General features: G+C 57.2%; 13 protein-coding genes. 10 read left to right on the forward strand and 3 right to left on the reverse strand.

The genetic code is table 11. The features are described 5' to 3' along the window. Positions 1–83: 83 nt before the first annotated feature. A complete protein-coding gene (gspG, locus tag CHU94_RS00080; protein WP_094475497.1) occupies positions 84–524 on the reverse strand; it encodes a type II secretion system major pseudopilin GspG in 441 nt (146 codons plus the stop codon). A 136-nt stretch (positions 525–660) separates the two neighbouring features. On the opposite strand from gspG, the gene CHU94_RS00085 reads away from it, so the two are divergent. The 10 genes from CHU94_RS00085 to CHU94_RS00125 are packed head-to-tail and all read left to right on the forward strand — an operon-like array spanning position 661 to position 9,577. Next, a complete protein-coding gene (locus CHU94_RS00085; protein ID WP_094475499.1) occupies positions 661–1,182 on the forward strand; it encodes a hypothetical protein in 522 nt (173 codons plus the stop codon). Positions 1,183–1,201: 19 nt separating this feature from the next. Next, entirely contained in the window at positions 1,202–1,726 is a 525-nt protein-coding gene (locus CHU94_RS18950; RefSeq protein WP_141211339.1) for a hypothetical protein, read from the forward strand. Further along, complete coding sequence (locus CHU94_RS00090) at positions 1,726–4,023, forward strand: secretin N-terminal domain-containing protein (RefSeq protein ID WP_176451876.1); 2,298 nt, start codon at positions 1,726–1,728, stop codon at positions 4,021–4,023. The genes CHU94_RS18950 and CHU94_RS00090 overlap by 1 nt, the downstream gene beginning before the upstream one ends. Next, positions 4,020–4,517 (forward strand): type II secretion system protein, encoded by a 498-nt coding sequence (locus tag CHU94_RS00095; RefSeq protein ID WP_094475503.1) that lies wholly within the window; start codon positions 4,020–4,022, stop codon positions 4,515–4,517. The genes CHU94_RS00090 and CHU94_RS00095 overlap by 4 nt, the downstream gene beginning before the upstream one ends. After that, complete coding sequence (locus CHU94_RS00100; RefSeq protein WP_094475505.1) at positions 4,504–4,917, forward strand: type II secretion system protein; 414 nt, start codon at positions 4,504–4,506, stop codon at positions 4,915–4,917. Before CHU94_RS00095 ends, CHU94_RS00100 begins: the two co-directional genes overlap by 14 nt. Continuing rightward, positions 4,904–5,431, forward strand: a complete 528-nt coding sequence (locus CHU94_RS19155) for a type II secretion system protein (RefSeq protein WP_176451877.1) — start codon at positions 4,904–4,906, stop codon at positions 5,429–5,431. The genes CHU94_RS00100 and CHU94_RS19155 overlap by 14 nt, the downstream gene beginning before the upstream one ends. Continuing rightward, complete coding sequence (locus CHU94_RS00110) at positions 5,428–6,654, forward strand: type II secretion system F family protein (RefSeq protein ID WP_176451878.1); 1,227 nt, start codon at positions 5,428–5,430, stop codon at positions 6,652–6,654. Before CHU94_RS19155 ends, CHU94_RS00110 begins: the two co-directional genes overlap by 4 nt. An 8-nt stretch (positions 6,655–6,662) precedes the next feature. Further along, on the forward strand, positions 6,663–8,315 hold the full coding sequence (locus tag CHU94_RS00115; protein ID WP_094475511.1) for a GspE/PulE family protein: 1,653 nt from the start codon (positions 6,663–6,665) through the stop codon (positions 8,313–8,315). Further along, the gene (locus CHU94_RS00120) at positions 8,296–9,042 is read left to right on the forward strand and encodes a hypothetical protein (protein WP_094475513.1); all 747 of its coding nucleotides are present in this window, start codon (positions 8,296–8,298) and stop codon (positions 9,040–9,042) included. Before CHU94_RS00115 ends, CHU94_RS00120 begins: the two co-directional genes overlap by 20 nt. Next, the gene (locus CHU94_RS00125; RefSeq protein WP_141211340.1) at positions 9,023–9,577 is read left to right on the forward strand and encodes a hypothetical protein; all 555 of its coding nucleotides are present in this window, start codon (positions 9,023–9,025) and stop codon (positions 9,575–9,577) included. Before CHU94_RS00120 ends, CHU94_RS00125 begins: the two co-directional genes overlap by 20 nt. A gap of 249 nt (positions 9,578–9,826) precedes the next feature. Here CHU94_RS00125 and CHU94_RS00130 read toward each other — a convergent pair whose 3' ends face one another. Both CHU94_RS00130 and CHU94_RS00135 read right to left on the reverse strand, forming a co-directional pair. Continuing rightward, positions 9,827–10,264 (reverse strand): hypothetical protein, encoded by a 438-nt coding sequence (locus CHU94_RS00130; protein ID WP_094475517.1) that lies wholly within the window; start codon positions 10,262–10,264, stop codon positions 9,827–9,829. Positions 10,265–10,267: 3 nt separating this feature from the next. After that, the gene (locus tag CHU94_RS00135) at positions 10,268–16,675 is read right to left on the reverse strand and encodes an FG-GAP-like repeat-containing protein (RefSeq protein WP_094475519.1); all 6,408 of its coding nucleotides are present in this window, start codon (positions 16,673–16,675) and stop codon (positions 10,268–10,270) included. Positions 16,676–16,885 lie beyond the last annotated feature (210 nt).

Consider the following 16,885-nt stretch of genomic DNA (forward strand, 5'->3'; position numbering starts at 1 on the left):
AGGCTCACAATCTGCTCACTAAAGTTTTACAGCCTGCAAAGGCACCAGCACTGCCAAGTTCACCCATTCCGATTGAGCCTTAACTATTTGAAACTCACATCCGCGTTGTCCTGCTCACCGCCAGGCTGTCCATCCTTGCCATAAGAAAGCAGCTCAAACTCATTCCCTGCACTGTCCAACTTGTAGATGTATGCACGTCCCCAAGGATCGGGCGGCACAGCCTTTTGCAGGTAGGGGCCTCGCCATTTCGCGTTGGCAGAACCTTTTTCCATCAAGCCAGCAAGGCCTACTTCCGTAGGAGGGTAGTTGCCCATGTCCAGACGGTAGGAGTCCAAGGCTTTGGCCAGAGCTTCAATCTGCGCCTTGGCCACGCTTTGCTCGGATTTACCGAGCTGAGCAAAGTAGCGGGGCCCGACATACGAGGCTAGCAGGCCAATGATGACCATCACGACCAGGAGCTCCAACAAGGTGAAACCTCTAGCAAAAAATGGGGAGAACACACGTCGACGTTCAAACTTGATCATGGATGGACATGCCTTGGAATGCAGAATGGGCGTGATGGTAAGCGCATATTCATGCAGCGCAATCCCCCGCTAGAATCCGCACCATCGAGTGGCACCAGACCACACCTTCAATCTGTCACAGTCCGGTTTCTACTCCATGAAGCTTCTCAAAGTCCCTGTTCAGCACTGGCCTGTCGAGCACCACATTTGGCTAGCCATCGCCGTGATCGCTGGCCTTGTTGCCTCTGCCATGGCGACTCTGCAGATGCTGGGGCACCATACCGAGACTCAAAAAAGGGACTTGCAGCAAGCACAAGCCCAACACCTAGAAGCGCGCAAGTCACCGCCTCCTACCACCACAGAGTTGTTCGAAAAATCCCTCCCCCCATCCCAAGTGGCAGAGGCCGTTGCCCGGGACATCACAGCCTTTGCCGCCACATCCAATGTGCAGCTGAATTCGGTTCAAATTGAGAACCAAACAGGTACACAAGGCGAGTACGCCGCCGTGGTCTACCAAGTTAACGCCAAAGGTGAATACCGACAGACCAAGCAGTGGATCGCCGAGTTGTTGGGGCGTTATGAAACTTTGGCGATCAAGTCGATGTCCGTCCAATCCATCGCCAACGACACGGCGCGGCAAGATGTTCGGATGACCCTGGTTTTGTATGTCCGCGACTGACCTGCGTCACAGGGGGCGCATGAAATGGCTGCTGATTGCAGCAGTAGGTCTGCTCTTGCTCAACGTGTTTTCCGATCCTGCGCCTGAGGTGGTGGCTCCAACGTCCAGAGACGCGCAGAAACCTGCAGAAACCAATTCACGCGCAACCGGTCCAAGCGTAACGATGGCTCTTCAACGCGATGGAGCGCGCCCCATGCTGGAGCCAGCCCGTCGCGATCCTTTTGCACCTGCTCCCCCGCCAGTGCCAGTTGTCGTCAAAGCGGCGCCACCTCCACCCGTACCAGTTGCGGCTCCGACCCCAGCAGCACCGACTGCTCCGCCGCTGAACATCGCTTTTGCAGGGCGCATCGTCGGGCCAGATGGCAAACAAGTGATCTACGTGTCATTTGCAGAAACCAGCTTGCCCATTGAGCAGGGCACCGTTCTTCCCAATGGCTATCGTGTCGAGAACATCTCAGCCGACAGCATCGAATTCAACTTCCTGGCGCTCAACACCACTGCCCGCCTGGCGATCCCGCCAACACCCCGGTACGAAACACGATGATGACAAAGCACAAGGTGGCACGCCTGACCACCGGGATTCTGGTTTGCCTGTTTCTGGCCAGCTGCGCCCAACAGCGCATTCGGGAAGAGACTACGACCCAATTGCGTGAGGGCAACTTCGAGGCAGCCATCCAGGGGCTGAAGGCTGGCGTTGCAGAGTACCCAGAAAGCCCTACCTTGCGCGCGGGTCTGACGGCTGCCCGCAGCGAAGCCATCTCGCGATTGGTCGCGCAAGCGGCCCAACAGCGCGCAGCAGGAGAGTTTGACGCCGCGGGCCAAACGCTTCAGCGCGGATTGGCGATTGAGCCCGGCAATGCACGCTTGCTAGGCCTTCAGGCAGACATGGCACTGGCGGTCAAACAGCGCGGCCGTATGGCAGACATCAATGCGCTACTGGCAGAGGGTAAAAAAACACAAGCCCTGCGGATAGTGGAAATGGCACTGCGTGACGCCCCCAGGCAGCCAGATTTCGCGGCATTGCAGCGCCGCTTGGAAGTCGAAATTCGTCTGGACAGCGGTGTTCAAAACCTGCGCGGCCTGTCCGAAACACGTCCCATCACCTTGGACTTTCGCAATGCCTCGCTTAGCGTTGTGCTCGAAGCTATCACCCGTGGCAGCGGTATCAACTTCATCCTGGACCGTGACGTGCGGCAGGACGGCCGGGTCACCGTCTACCTGCGCAATGCCAAAGTCGAAGATGCGATCGACCTCGTCATCGGGGCCAATCAGTTGGCACGCAAGACGATGGATTCCAAGACGGTGCTGATCTACCCCAACACGGCAGAGAAACAAAAGGAACACCAGGAGCAGGTCATCCGCGTTTTCCATTTGGCCAATGCAGATGCCAAATCCATGGCGGCCATGTTCCGGGCCATGCTGCGCATCAAGGAGCCCTATGTGGACGAACGTGCCAACATGGTCTCCATCCGCGAGACACCAGAAATCGTAGCCTTGGCAGAGCGCTTGGTCGCGCTGCAGGATGTGGGTGAGGCCGAGGTGATGATGGAAGTGGAGATTTTGGAGATCAAAACCTCACGTCTGACAGAACTGGGCATCAATTTCCCCAGCAGCATCACACTCACACCGCTGCCGGCTACAGGGGCCACGGGCCTTACCTTGAGCAGTGTTCGCAGCATCGGCGATGACCGGATTGGGGTCACGGTAGGTAATCTGCTGCTGAATCTGCGCCGTGAAGTCGGAGACTTCAACATCCTGGCCAACCCCAAGATCCGCGCCAAGAATCGGGAGAAGGCCCATATCCTGATTGGCGACAAAGTCCCCGTCATTACGTCTACCAGCAATGCCACAGGTTTTGTGGCGGAAAGCGTCAACTACCTGGACGTAGGTCTGAAACTGGATGTGGAGCCCTTGGTATCGCCAGACGATGAGGTGACGATCAAACTGGGCCTGGAGGTAAGCACCCTGGCAAAAGAAGTGCGCACCACAGCCGGTTCGCTGGCCTACCAGATCGGTACCCGCAATGCCAATACCACGCTGCGTCTGCGTGATGGCGAAACCCAGTTGCTGGCCGGACTGATCAGCAACGAGGACCGCTCGACTTCCAACCGAGTACCAGGATTGGGTGATCTGCCCTTGGCCGGGCGCCTGTTCTCCAGCCAAAAGGATGATGTACAACGTACCGAGCTGGTACTGGCAATCACGCCCAGGGTCCTGCGCAGCGCACCCAGACCGGATCTTTCGCAAGCTGAACTGTGGGTAGGTACCGAAATGGCAACCCGCCTGCGAGCCTCTCCATGGCAGTCGGCCGTCTTGGCCAGCGCAAGCCAAGACAGTGCAGCAAAACCTGCCCCTGCGACCGGTGCTTCAACCGCTGCAAGCCTGACGTCCAATGCAACACCCAGCAGCGAAACTGCCGTCAAGGTAGAAGGTCCACCGCGGCTGAACTGGGTCGCCCCCAAGGAAGTCAAAGTGGGTGAAACTTTTACGGTGGAACTGCAACTCGCATCCGGCACCCAGTTCCGTGGTGTTCCATTTGAGATCGGCTTCCCCAGCCAGTTGTGGGAAGTCCAAGAGGTCAGCGAAGGTGCGTTTTTCCGGCAGGATGGAGGAACGACCAGCTTCACCCAATCGATCAACACCGAAAACGGTCGGGTGGGTGCCGCGGTGTTGCGCAGCGATGCCAGCGGGGCGACCGGACAAGCCAGCGTCATCAGCCTCAAGGTCAAGGCCAAGGCGCCAGGCAATGCCGAGTTGCGGGTGACCAGTTTCAAACCGGTGACTTTGGGCGGTGCGCCACCGACCGTTGAATTGCCCTCCCAGTCCGTATCGGTGAAATGATCCTGCACCCAGGTTCTCGTCGGCACAGTCAGGGATTCACCCTGATCGAACTCCTAGTGGTGATGGCCATTCTGGGAGTCCTGGCTGCCGCCGTCATGCCGCTGGGCGAGACCCTGCTGGTCGCACAGAAGGAACGCGACCTTCGCCGTTCTCTGCAAGAAATCCGCAGCGCACTGGACGCCTACAAAAAAGTATCCGACCAAAACGCTGCAGCGGGCGGAAACACGCTGGGCTCAGGCTATCCGGCCACCTTGCAGGCCTTGGTGGACGGCCAGCCTGACAACCGTCCACAGGCCCGGGGCAAGGTGGTCTATTTTCTGCGCTCGGTTCCGCGAGATCCTTTTGCGGATCCCAAGTTGCCTGCAGACCAGACCTGGAAGCTGCGCAGCTACGCATCTTCTGCGGCGCGCCCGGAGCCAGGAGCGGATGTGTACGACGTGCATTCCAGCTCCACCGCCACAGCACTGGATGGGAGCAGTTATGCGCAATGGTGAGCGCTACCCTAGTGAAGCGTTCCATCGCAACCCCCTGCGCAGAGGGTTCACCATCATCGAGCTTTTGGTGGTGATGACGGTATTGGCCGTCTTGGCCAGTTTGGTAGTCCCACGCTACATGGACAAAGTCGACACCGCGCGAGAAACTGTGCTCAAGCAAGATCTCCAAGGACTGCGCACTGCCATTGACCAGTTTTACCGGGACCAGTCTCGTTATCCCGAGTCCCTGGAGGAGCTGGTCAGCAAACGCTACATCCGGTCCATCCCGGTGGATCCCATCACCGAACTATCCAGTAGCTGGGTCCCAGTCCCCCCTAAAGAAGGTGGCAGCGGCGTGTTTGATGTCAAAAGCGGCTCCCCCCGCCAAGCCCGCGATGGGAGTGCGTATGCCAGCTGGTAAGTCTTCCCAAACCCGCCGGGCCCACGCTACCTCACAGCATGGATTTACCTACATAGCGGTATTGGCTGCCTTGGTGTTGGTGTCCCTCGGCACGCAGGGTGTGATCCAGGTGGTATCCCAACAGGCCCAACGCGAACGTGAGGAAGCCCTGCTGCGCGTTGGTGCGACCTATGCCAGAGCTATTGGCAGCTATTACCGCGCCACACCCGGGTCGGTCAAACGTTGGCCCAACACACTGGAGGAGCTGCTGGAAGACAGACGGTTGCTTCAGGTACATCGCCACATCCGGGAAACCTACCCGGACCCCATCACACGCAATACTGAATGGGAATTGGTGATGGCTCCAGAAGGCGGAATCCAGGGGGTACGCAGCCGCAGCATCAGGGCGCCGTTGCGCACAGGGCCCGTAGAGATCGACGAGTTCGCATTGCCGGCGGCCCAGCGTTATGCGGAATGGACCTTTGTGTACCAACCCGACATGAACCCACCTGCAGCCCCAAAGGGCCAGCCATGAGTCAGCAATTTCTGGTGCGGCACCTGCGATTGGGGGACAGCGCCGTCACCCAATCGACCCTCACGGCCACTAGTGAGCAAGCGCTACGTTTGCAGTTGGAAGCCCAGAAGCAGACGGTGCTCAGTGTGCAACGCCTTCGCCCTCAAACTTCGCTATTCCATGGATTACGCACCCTGGGTTTGGGGAGCCAAAAGCCCACTCCCTCGTTTGCACTGTTCTGCCGGGAACTACGGACCCTGATCCAGGCGGGCATGACCATCGTTGAAGCCGCTGACACCTTGTCAGCCCGTGAACGCATGGAGGGTGTGCGCGCGAGTCTGGCTGCAACGCTATTGGAGAAACTGCAGCAAGGCATGTCGCTTTCTGCCGCCATGTCCGACTTGCCAGGCGCACCCGCAGTACTGATCGCCGCAGTGCGCGCGGGCGAACGCACCAGCAATCTGGCGGAGGCTTTGGATGACTATTTGCGCTTTGACACTCTCGTGTCTCAGCTACGCAAGAAGGTCGTCAGCGCTGCCATCTACCCAGCATTGGTAACGCTGATTGGTCTTTCTATCTCGATCTTCTTGTTGCTGGTGGTGATGCCCAATTTTGCAAGCATGTATGAGAACTTGCGCGGCGACTCTGCCGGGTCACTGGCTTTGACGATCGAGATGAGCAGGTTTTTGGGGCAACACCGCTTGGGGGTCTTTATGTTCTTGGGCGCGCTCGCAGTGGGGCTAGCGCTGTGGATTTCCAGTGGCCTGGCCAAACGCCATGCCACGGCACTGGCATTTGCCATCCCCTGGATGCGGGCACGGATCGAAGACTTCCAGCTGGCGATGATGTACCAGGCCTTGTCGCTGCTGCTCAAGGGAGGCTATCCCATGACCTCGGCCATGCAGGTCGCCGGTCAATCCGCCTTGTCGCCGCAGCTCAAAACGCAGTTGGTGCGTGCCTATTCCACGATTGAACAAGGTGGGTTGGTATCACAGGCCTTGGCCAAAGAACGCCTGTGTGACGAGGTGGGCCGTCGTTTGATGGCGGCTGCAGAGCGCAATGGAAACTTTCATATCGCCACCCAGGTAGTCTCACGCTTGCACGGGGAACGGTTCGAGCTGTTTGTCGAGCGCGTCACCCGCATCGTCGAGCCCATTCTCTTGCTGGCAGTGGCCTTGGTCGTGGGTGGCATCGTGGTCATGATGTACCTGCCTGTTTTTGATATGGCCACCCAATTGCGCTGAATTCACCCATGACATCAACACGCCCCCTTCCCGCTCTTTCCGTCCTGTCCTCCCAGGTGCTGGATGCCGCCCTGAAGGACTTGCGGCAACACCCCATCTGTACCTCGGGACAACTCTGGCTGGGGCTGCTGGAGCGGCTTCAAACGGATGAGGCAACGCTCAAAACCGCACTGCTGTCACTCCATGGTGTCGCGACCTATGACGATTTGGAATTGGCACAGCTCAGTCCCGCTGCGCGTTTGTTGGATGAAGCCGATCAAGGTCTGGCGGCATGGACATTTGTCCTCAACCATACCGAGCACCTGTTGACGGAAGATCCATGGTCTGCCGCGGTGAGCAAGCGACTGCTTCATGGGACGCCCATCCAAATCACCCTAGCACGGCCCGGACAATGGGAACAACTCCAACATAAACATGGCGCCTCAAGCCAGGGCATAGAGAAGACGCCAGAACGTGGACCGGAGAGCGGCGTACTTGCCCTGAATGATGTAGTGCAGTTTGTGGAACATGCCATCGTGAGTGCCTACCAGGATGGTGCCAGCGACATCCATTTTGAGACGGATCGCAATGGTATTGCGGTCAAGTTCCGGCTCGATGGCGTGATGGCCGCGGGCCCGCGCCTGCCCGATGCGGCAAAAGCAGAAGAAGTCATCTCCCGCATCAAGGTACTGGCACAGCTGGACATCACCGAACGCCGGCGCCCGCAAGATGGCCGTATCCACTGGAGCCATGCCGAACTGGGCACCGTGGACCTGCGGGTATCCATCATGCCCAGCATTTTTGGAGAGGACGCGGTTCTGCGCTTGCTCGACAAAGCACAACTGCGGCAATCGCAGCAGAGTATTTCGCTCAAAACCTTGGGATTTGAAGACACCGTGGCGGCAACCTTGCGTGGCCTCGCCCAACGACCGCACGGGATGCTACTGGTGACAGGCCCCACCGGTAGCGGTAAAACCACCACCGTCTACGCCGCCCTGTCCGAAGTCAACGATGGCCTGGAGAAGATCATCACCATCGAAGACCCAGTTGAATACGAGCTCCCCGGCGTGCTGCAGATTCCTGTCAATGAGCAAAAGGGCCTGACCTTTGCCACGGGCCTGCGCTCCATCCTGCGGCACGACCCTGACAAGATCTTGGTTGGAGAAATCCGGGATGCCGAAACAGCGCAGATTGCCGTTCAATCCTCTCTCACCGGACACCTGGTGTTTACGACCGTACACGCCAACAGCCTGTTTGATGTGCTGGGACGCTTCCACCATTTCGGGATTGAGACCTTTGCCATGGCCTCTGCCTTGAACGGCATTGTGGTGCAGCGCCTGCTCCGTAGAACTTGCCCGCACTGTATGGAATGGCGCGCACCTACCGCAGCTGAAGTGACAAAGCTTCAGGGCCTGGACATGGACGTTCCCCATCGCATTCCAGTAGCCAAAAGATGCAACCAATGCCGTCACACTGGCTACCGGGGGCGCTTTGTGGTGGCCGAAGTGCATGAACTCAATGACAACATCCGGGACCTGATGGTTCGAAAGACCTCTCTCTCAGAGTTGAAGGAAGCGCTGTACCAACACAAGGACCAGGTTCTGCGCAACCAGGCACTGTTGCAGGTGACACGTGGCAATACAACACTGGAGGAACTCATCCGTGTTATCGGCCTGGTTTGAGTACACCGATCTTTATCTGGCGCAGGGCCTGGCGATCCTCAAAGTCGGCGCCCGCCCCTGCAAAGTCATTGATCTACCAACGACTCTATCGTGGGATAAAGCCCTGCTGCGCGTCTCAGAGGCTCTGCATGAAACCCAAGGGCTGAAATATCGCAGGGCCAGGCTGCGGGTGATGCTGAGTGGGGCCCTGTGCCAAGCCATCCCCATCCAGGCTCCTCAAGATGCGCGCAACTGGAACGATCTGCACCAACTGCTGCCCATGTCAGCCTCTTCGCTGTTTGGAGTGGCTCCCGATCAGCTGCGTTGCGTTCAGGAAGCTGGTTGTGCCGCTATAGGAGCAGCTAGCAGCGCGCATCTGGTGCAAGCTCTGGAATCGTGGACCACGCTTTCAAAATTGAAGCTGCACAGTATCCAGCCTTCCTGGAGCATCGCCTCGCAATGCAAACTGGCACGTTCCAGCACATTCAGCGCTCTTCAGCTCACGGAGCGTGACGGTATTACCTTGCTCTCCCAAACTCAATCAGGCTGGGTGAGTTGCCATATGCCTCAGGTCGGACAAACACCAGAAATCGAGGCAGCCAAGGTAAGGCGTCAGTTGACAGGGTGGGGCGTGGAAGAGAGTCGCCTGCTCAAGTTGGACTTTGTTGCTGCGTCAGCAACACCCCTACAGGGCGGCCCTACGTTGTGGGCAGGACATTGGAGGCAGCATGCGACCGCTGCGCATTAATTTGATTTCCCCTACCAGGTGGCGTCTGGTGTGGGCAGTCTGTGCTGTGTTTGTATTGGTAATCGCCGGCACTTTTGCCTGGAAAGCTTCAGAGTTGGTGGCAGAAGCCCAAGCGACGGCCGCAGAGATGGAGCGCATGCAATCTGAAACGGATCGGTTGCGCCGACTCTCTGCTCCGAAACCACACCCCAGAAGTGCAAGCGCCCTCAAAGCGGTGACTTTGCTGCAGTTCGATGTGAACAAGGTGTTTTCGGCGATGGAGAACGTGGATGTTGCGGGCACCCGCCTGACGGGGGTGACATTGGATATGGCATCCGGGAATCTGGCGATGGAGTACGCCTTGGAACAGTCTACGCAGGGACAGGCAATTACGGAAGCATTGAATTCAGGGTATGACGCTCGGCCTTGGTATCTGGATCGGATTTCCAGTTCCCCAGCTAGTGCGGTCATAGCTGGTAGTGTGTTTACTACTCCGGGTGGTTTGCCAAAGCTGGCACACAACGGACTATGGCGCGTTGCGGTTTCGAAACTTTGAGCCCAAGGCGATTCGGAAAAAGCCCATTGAGTTCGTAACGAATGCGGACCACCACCAAGGGGACCAGCGCAGGGCGCGGCAAGAAGGCGACGTAGCCTAACCAACCCCAGCAGCTAAAAAGAAAAGCCACCTGGAACCCCAGCTTTAACAGCTAGAGGGCAGGTGGCTTTTTATTTTTATGAAGAGAAAAACAGGCCTCTAGCCCTCGTAGAAATTTTGCAGGCAGCTATTATTTCGTAGCACATCAAATCAACGCAATAGCTTAATGTACCCGTCATGACGTACTGACAGTATCCAGTTAAGGGAGTCATCAAAGACATCTATGTCATCCACGTCGGGATACCATATGTCGTAAAAATGGCTAGCCAAATCGCAGCGCTTTAGCCTGTCAATCTTGTCGTACCGATGCCAATTTATATAGACGACATCCGCGGCATCTATCCCGCAGGCCTTGAGCAACGAGCTTAGGTCAAAGTCCTCACCAACATGCGAGACAGCTTCACAAGGTTTTGCCAAGGCATCAATGGCTTTTACCAGTGTCAAACCATCAGCAGCATTTGCTAGAGCAAATTTTTCTTGGATGGATTGAGCGATGTCAGAGCAAGCACTTTTGCTCAACGACGCGTATTCAGGGAAATCGAGCCCAGGGTATTCGTTGGAGAAGTTATCGAGTTTTATCTTTTCCATAACTCACTTTCCAATGGGAATAGCACCGCTGTTCCCACCTTTACCTCTTTTCCCGTTGGTGTAGTCCCACCAATTGAAGTGATACTTCGATTCGGCATCCCCTTCTGCTTTGCCATCATGTGGCGGGTCTAAGCGGTATCCCTTTTTCGAGTCACCTGCTTGAGGACTTCCGAATTTTCCGTCTTCCCCTTTGGGTAGTTTTCCGACCTTATCGTGGACCTTGCCCAATGCATCTTTGTAGTCGGAGAGAGGTGGTTTTGTATCGTCTACGTTGTCTGCATCAGATTCGCTGAGCATAACCGACAGCCCCCCCCACAAAAGAGGTGCGACCTTCTTTAGACCGCCTTCAACGCCGGTTTTAGTCGCCTCAGCCGCGCGAGCAAGATCGCGCTTAATTCGCTCAATCTTGTTAGTTCGCGACTCACTTACCGGGTCCCCCGTCACGGGATCAATACCCCATCGATTTCCATAAGGACAATCGCACACCACACCAGCAGCTGCGCCCCCCAAAGCAGCGCCCGCGCCACCACCGCCGGCTATATAGGGCAATGGCAGCACCGCGACTTGTGTTCCTCCGCTAGAACTGCGTCTGTCGGGACTGTCTGGCGATGAAGGCGCAGAATCACCCCACCCACTAAACAGATTCCTAAAAAAGGAGCTCCACGAGAAACTGGGACTATCGAATGAGTTTGATGAAGAGCCCTCTCCAGAAGCTTCACTGCTGCTTTCGTAGGCTTTGAAACCCGTGGGGTCAAACATCCGCATCGGGTTGTTCCATACGTAGGAGTACCGATTGAATGACTTGAGGTTGTAGGGTGACTGCACGATCGGATCTGCGCTCATGAACCTACCCATGAGCGGGTCATAGACCCGCCCATTCATATGAATCACCCCCACCTCATCCAGGTGTTCATGCTCGGTATATCCCCGGTCCGTCTTGATGCCGGTGATCGCATCCAACGTGTCCGGCATGCCAGGCGTACTGCTGATAAACCTGCGCTTACCCCAAGGGTCATAAGCCAAGCGTTCCGTCACAGCCCCCGTCTCATCCGTGATGGTGGAAACACTTCCCAACTGGTCTTTGTGGAAATAGCTGGTCGTTGCCGCCGGCAGTCCATTCAAGGTTCCAGTGCGGCTGGTGAACAACGCGAAGGTGAAACCAGCCGCATTCACATAGTGCTTGTGCTCGGTCGTGCCGTTGCTTCGGACTTCTTTTTCATAGGTGAGGCCCAGGCTGTCTTCACCATTCAGATACCAGGTGTTCCCTGAAAAATACGCACTGGTGCCGTTGCCACTCAGTGCCACGTTTTGCTTGATGCGCTGATGCTCAGGCCCATACACAAAGGTCAATGTGCGGTCTGAAGCATTGGACGAACCCGGCGTCACAGTACTCGTCTTCGCGACGATGCAGTTGTTGCCGTTGAGGGTGCCCACATCACAGGCATAGCCTGCAAAGGTGGCTCCTGCTGTGACACAGCCTGTACCAACCAGAGTACGCCCCGCCGGACAGGAATAGCTAGCGATACTGGCCGAGCTATTTATAGTCCTGTAACAAGTTGAGCCAGATAGCGAGTAACCAGTTGGGCATGAATAACCTACGATGCTCAGCCCGACATCTCTCAAGCCATTGCTACATCCAGTTCCGTTGTCGTAGGTTATGGAGTAAGTCCCAGAAGCACAGCCCATAACCGGCGTACTGCTGGTAGAGATTGTTGTAAAGCACTTATCCCCAGATAAAGTGGCACCATTAGCACAAGCATAGATTGGTGTGGCACTTACCGCAGAAGCGTCGCTGCTAGTCGTCAAACTGCAAGTACTTCCATTCAAAACCCAACCACTTGCGCAAAAGTAATTCGCCAAAGTTGCTGCGATGGTGGTTGTCCTTGTACACGAAGAGCTCGACAATAAATATCCGCTAGGGCAAGAATATCCAATGACAACTTCAAGGACAGGTCTACCGCTTCCGCTCGTGCAAGGCAACCCCTCCGAATACCAGTAGCCCGACGGACAGCCATATACAGCTGTGGCTCCTGTTGTAGAGACGTTGACACAGTTGCTACCGGAAACCGTGTATCCAGCCGGACAGCTGTAATTGGGCGTCGCCGGATTGGTCGTTGTCAGAGTACAACTGGTGCCATTGAGTACTTGCCCAGCCGGGCAGGAATAGACCTTTTGTGCTGGGATGGCCGTATTGGTACTCTGATTGCACAGACCATTGGCCAGCGTATAGCCCGGCGGGCACGTCACGGTATTGGCCGTAAAGTTTCCGTAGGTAATCTGTGCCGGCATGTTGAAGCTGGTGTAGCTCTCAAACCGTACGGTGTGTTTGTTGTTCACCGTGTCTTGGCTCACGGTGTAGGCCAGATTGCCATTGCCCACTGTTGTGCCATTGACGCTCAGGGCCCCAGCGCTGTAATCATCAAAGGCATAGCTCAGCGTGCGCGTTCCAGACAACGGAACCGTCGCACCAGGCGCTGTTTCCAGGGTCACCTGGGTCATGCGGTTGGGCCGCACGGCGTCATACCAGTAGCGCCCCACATCGCTCTTGTAAGTGATGTTGCCGCGGGTGTCGTAGAGGACCTCCGTGGTGGTTGGTGGGCTGACAGCACCGCCCAGAATGGAGGCCGTTGTCAGCCGGTTCAAGCTGTCGTAGCTAAAACTCTCTTGGGTTCCCACGCCCTGAGTACTGTCCACACGGGTGAGCAGATTGCCAATCTGGTCGTAGGTATAAGCATGGTTCAGAACATTGCCACTGCTCTGTCCGTCCCGGGTCACCAGCAAACCACTGAGGCGCTGGGTTTGCGGATCAAAGGTCTTGACGGTGGTGACGTTGTTGCCAGTTTTGTACTGCGTGATCTGCCCTTGGGCATTCATGGCCAGAATCTGGTAGCGGGTAGTTTGGCTAAAGCCATTCGTGCCACCACCGTTGACTGCTGTCAGGTAGCCCAAGGTGCTGTAGCTGTAGCTGGCTTGGTAGCCGGTGGGCCAAGTCTTGCTGCTGACGCGGCCGGTGTTGGGATCGAAGGTTTCCGAGACGACAGCGGGGCTAGCCGGGTTGTCCAGCACCGTGGCGGTGCTGCTGGGACGACCCAGGCTGTCATAGGCATGGGTGCGCTTGTAGTTGTTGTCTGCCTTGGCTTCGCACAGCTTACCAACACCCTTGCCGCAGCTGCTGCCGTCAAACTTGGTATCAAAGCTCCAATCGCTGACCAGGTCGGGCTCTGTGCGTTTGACCATGCGCCCCAGAACGTCGTAGGCCATGGTGGTGGTTTGGTTCAGGCTGTCGCGCTGGGTGACGAGTTCACCAAAGACGTTGTAACCATAGACCCAGCTACCCATGGCAGGGTCTTGCATGGCAATCTTGTTGCCACGCAGGTTGTACTGCAGTGTGGTGATGGAGCCTGAAGCATTCGTCTGTGCCAAGTTGCCCATGCCGTCGTAGGCATAGCTGATGGCATTACCCTGCGCATCCGTCACGCTTACGACCTGTCCAAGGCTATTCTTGACGGTGGTTTTAGTTTGCCCCTTGGCATTGGTGATTGTTGTGCTGGGACCGTTGTAGCTGTAGCTTGTCGTCGCAATCCCACCCGCAGCGGCGCTGTCGGGTTGGCTTTGGGACTGCAGACGGCCCATTGCGTCATAGGCGTAGCTGGTCCATACAGGTGTGGCGGTGCTGGCGTAGATGTCTGACTGCTTAGCGACTTGGCCCTGGGCGGTGTACTCGGTGTCTTGGTACACGGTCGCAGCCGCGCCTCCACCATCAAAGCCCAGGCTCTGCACACGCACGACACGATTCAGGATGTCGTAGAACTGGCGCTTGGGCGGCGCACTCGCTGTCGCGTTGACGGCATAACTCTGCTCCAGGCTGACCGAGGCGACTACCGCATTGCCCACTTGCGCGGGACAGTTGCTGCCGGCTTCGCTGCAGAGCTGGTAGGCCCACGTGGTGTAGGTGCCATCGGCACGGTTTTCTCTTGTCTTGCGGCCAAAGCTGTCATACACCCAGGTGGTGTTCAACCCATTGGGACCGGTCAGGCTGGTGAGCCCACCGAAGCGAGCGTCGTAGAGCTTGTTCTCGCTCTGATTCAGCGCGTTGGTGCTGACCAGAGGGAAGCGGCCTTCTGAGCCATAGTTGTCTGCACTCGTACGCGGCGCTGCGGCACTCAGCACGGCTGTACCACTGGCTGCGGCGCACGCCGCCGCGGTGGCCTGGCTGCGGTTGCCAAAGGCGTCATACGCAAAGCTGGTCTGCAAGCAGTCGTTGGGGCTACCTGGCTCCAGGGTCTCTTTGCTTTGCAGGCCTTGGGCCGTGTATTCAAAGGCCTTGGTCTGGACCTTGGTGTTGCCAGCGCTCACACCGGTGAGGGTGTTGTTCTTTATCCGACCCAGAATCCAGTTGCTGGTGTCGGCGGCGTAGTACTCGTTGTCGCTGGTCTTGCTATTGCCATCGGTGGTAGTCAGCTGAGTGCGTGTCAGGTCACCATAGAACTGCCCATTCGGATTGACCGCATAGGTCTGCTGCAGGGTGTTGCCGGGGTTCGCTGCACCCGAGATGTCCCAGGATTGCTCTGTGGTGCTTGCAGGGAATACAAAGTAGCGATTGCCTGCGGCAACACTGCAGGCGGAAGCGGTTTGAGGATTGGTGCACTGGTAGGTGGTGCTGGTGCGCTTGAGCACGCCATTGTTCCCTGCCCCTGAGAGTCGCACTTCCTGAAGACTTGTCGCTCCGGTGTAAGGATAGTCTTGCCGGTACTCGACATAGTTCTCCAGCTGGGTTTCCAGGTTCTTGGATTTGACCCAGCGGAAACCCAGCATGCCTCGGCCACTGGCGAGTTCAGCCTTCAAGCCACCGTAGGTGTAGCTAGTCTTGTTGGTGGTGCCCGTGCCGTTGGTGCGCTCCACCTGACTGAGCACATGGATGGGGAAGGCAAGGTCCACCTGCGGGAAGACGGCTTTGTTGCTAGCTGTGTCAGCCGCATAGACGCCAGCAGCTGTCAGTGCTGCATAGCTTGCCGTGGTGACTTCACCCGTGCCGGTCGTCAGGCTGCTGAGGTAGTGTGCGGTCGCTTTGCGATTGTCCACAGCGACGACCACGCCGCTGCTGCTGAAGCCCACGATGTCCAACATGCCGTCGCCATTGGCATCTGCCAGGAACCGAGGGGCAGAGTTGTTGTCCGACCAACCACCGGCTGCAGTACCGAAGTTGGCAATCCAGTTGGTCGGTGTAGCGAAACCATCACCCTTGTTCAGGGCCACCATCACGCCGTTGGGACCAAACCCCACAACATCCGGCAAACCGTCACCATTGACATCGGCAATCTGTCGCGGCTGGGTGTTGCTGTCCGTCCAGGCTCCGGCACTGACGCCAAAGTTGCTGATCCAATTGCTTGGCGTCTGGAAGGTCGATCCCGTGTTGATCGACACCATCACACCACTGGGCCCGAAGCCCACGATGTCAGGCAAGCCGTCACCGTTGATATCCACGATTTGGCGCGGATGGAGTTTGCTATCGGTCCAGCCTTGGGCAACGCCGAACTGTGCCAAGGACCAGCCCGCACTGGCCGTTCCTCCTGCAGCATTCAAAGTGCAGTTGCTGCCCGATGCGGTGTAGCCCGTGGGGCAACTGTAATTGGCGGGAATCGTGCAGGAAGAGCCCTGCAAACTACCCATGGCTGATGTGCAGCTGTAACCAACAACGATAGGGGGGTAATGGGGGGCGTTCCCTGCTAGAACATACGCACAATCAATGTCCCCTCCATCATATTGTGAAGTAAACATGTTTGCCGGACATCCCATCACTGGATTTGCAGGCACTCCACATGCGCTGCCAATCAGAGTCCTACCCCCCGAGCAGCTGTAGTTGGCCGGAGTACTACTGGCAGTCTCAAATCCACTACCAGTATTGAGCGCCACGCTGACGCCATTGCCCGCAAACCCCACGATGTCTGGCAAACCGTCGTTGTTGATGTCCACCAACTGCCTGGGGTTGTCTGTGTTGTTGGTCCAGCCCTGGTCTTTGCCAAACTGGTTCTGAATCCAGGTGGTTGGCGCAGCGAATCCGCTGCCGGTGTTCAATGCCACTTGCACGCCGCTGGCATTGAAGCCCACGATGTCCGGCCGTCCATCACCGTTGACATCCACCAGTTGCCGCGGCATGACGTTGTTGTCTGTCCAGCCTTGGCTTGTACCGAACTGTGCGTTGAGCCATGCTGTCGGTGCTGAGAAGCCGGAGCCCGTGTTGAGCGCCACTTGCACGCCTGTGGCGTTGAATCCCACGACATCAGGCAAGCCGTCCCCGTTGACGTCCACCAACTGCCGAGGCAAGGTGTTGTTGTCACTCCAACCTTGGCTTGTGCCAAATTGCCCGCTCAGCCAGTAGCTGGGGCTCGCAAAGCCGCTTCTGTTGTTCAACGCGACGTATACGCCAGATTCTCCAAAACCGACGATGTCAGGCAATCCGTCAACATTGACATCAATTAGTTCGCGAGGGTGGGTGCTGTTGTAGGACCATCCCTGTCCCGTGCCATATTGCCCGCTGAGCCAGGTACTGGTAGTTGCAAAGCTGTCACTTCCGCTTGATCCCCACTGCACGCTGGTAGCTGGCAGACACGCCCCCACCGC

The sequence above is a fragment of the Rhodoferax sp. TH121 genome (genome assembly GCF_002251855.1).
Classification (GTDB): domain Bacteria; phylum Pseudomonadota; class Gammaproteobacteria; order Burkholderiales; family Burkholderiaceae_C; genus Allorhodoferax.

Coding starts and splice junctions, on each gene's coding strand:
- CHU94_RS00125 (WP_141211340.1), top strand. CDS start 9,023: ATGCGACCGCTGCGCATTAATTTGATTTCCCCTACCAGGTGGCGTCTG.
- CHU94_RS00095 (WP_094475503.1), top strand. CDS start 4,020: ATGATCCTGCACCCAGGTTCTCGTCGGCACAGTCAGGGATTCACCCTG.
- gspG (WP_094475497.1), bottom strand. CDS start 524: ATGATCAAGTTTGAACGTCGACGTGTGTTCTCCCCATTTTTTGCTAGA.
- CHU94_RS00085 (WP_094475499.1), top strand. CDS start 661: ATGAAGCTTCTCAAAGTCCCTGTTCAGCACTGGCCTGTCGAGCACCAC.
- CHU94_RS19155 (WP_176451877.1), top strand. CDS start 4,904: ATGCCAGCTGGTAAGTCTTCCCAAACCCGCCGGGCCCACGCTACCTCA.
- CHU94_RS18950 (WP_141211339.1), top strand. CDS start 1,202: ATGAAATGGCTGCTGATTGCAGCAGTAGGTCTGCTCTTGCTCAACGTG.
- CHU94_RS00130 (WP_094475517.1), bottom strand. CDS start 10,264: ATGGAAAAGATAAAACTCGATAACTTCTCCAACGAATACCCTGGGCTC.
- CHU94_RS00100 (WP_094475505.1), top strand. CDS start 4,504: ATGCGCAATGGTGAGCGCTACCCTAGTGAAGCGTTCCATCGCAACCCC.
- CHU94_RS00115 (WP_094475511.1), top strand. CDS start 6,663: ATGACATCAACACGCCCCCTTCCCGCTCTTTCCGTCCTGTCCTCCCAG.
- CHU94_RS00110 (WP_176451878.1), top strand. CDS start 5,428: ATGAGTCAGCAATTTCTGGTGCGGCACCTGCGATTGGGGGACAGCGCC.
- CHU94_RS00090 (WP_176451876.1), top strand. CDS start 1,726: ATGACAAAGCACAAGGTGGCACGCCTGACCACCGGGATTCTGGTTTGC.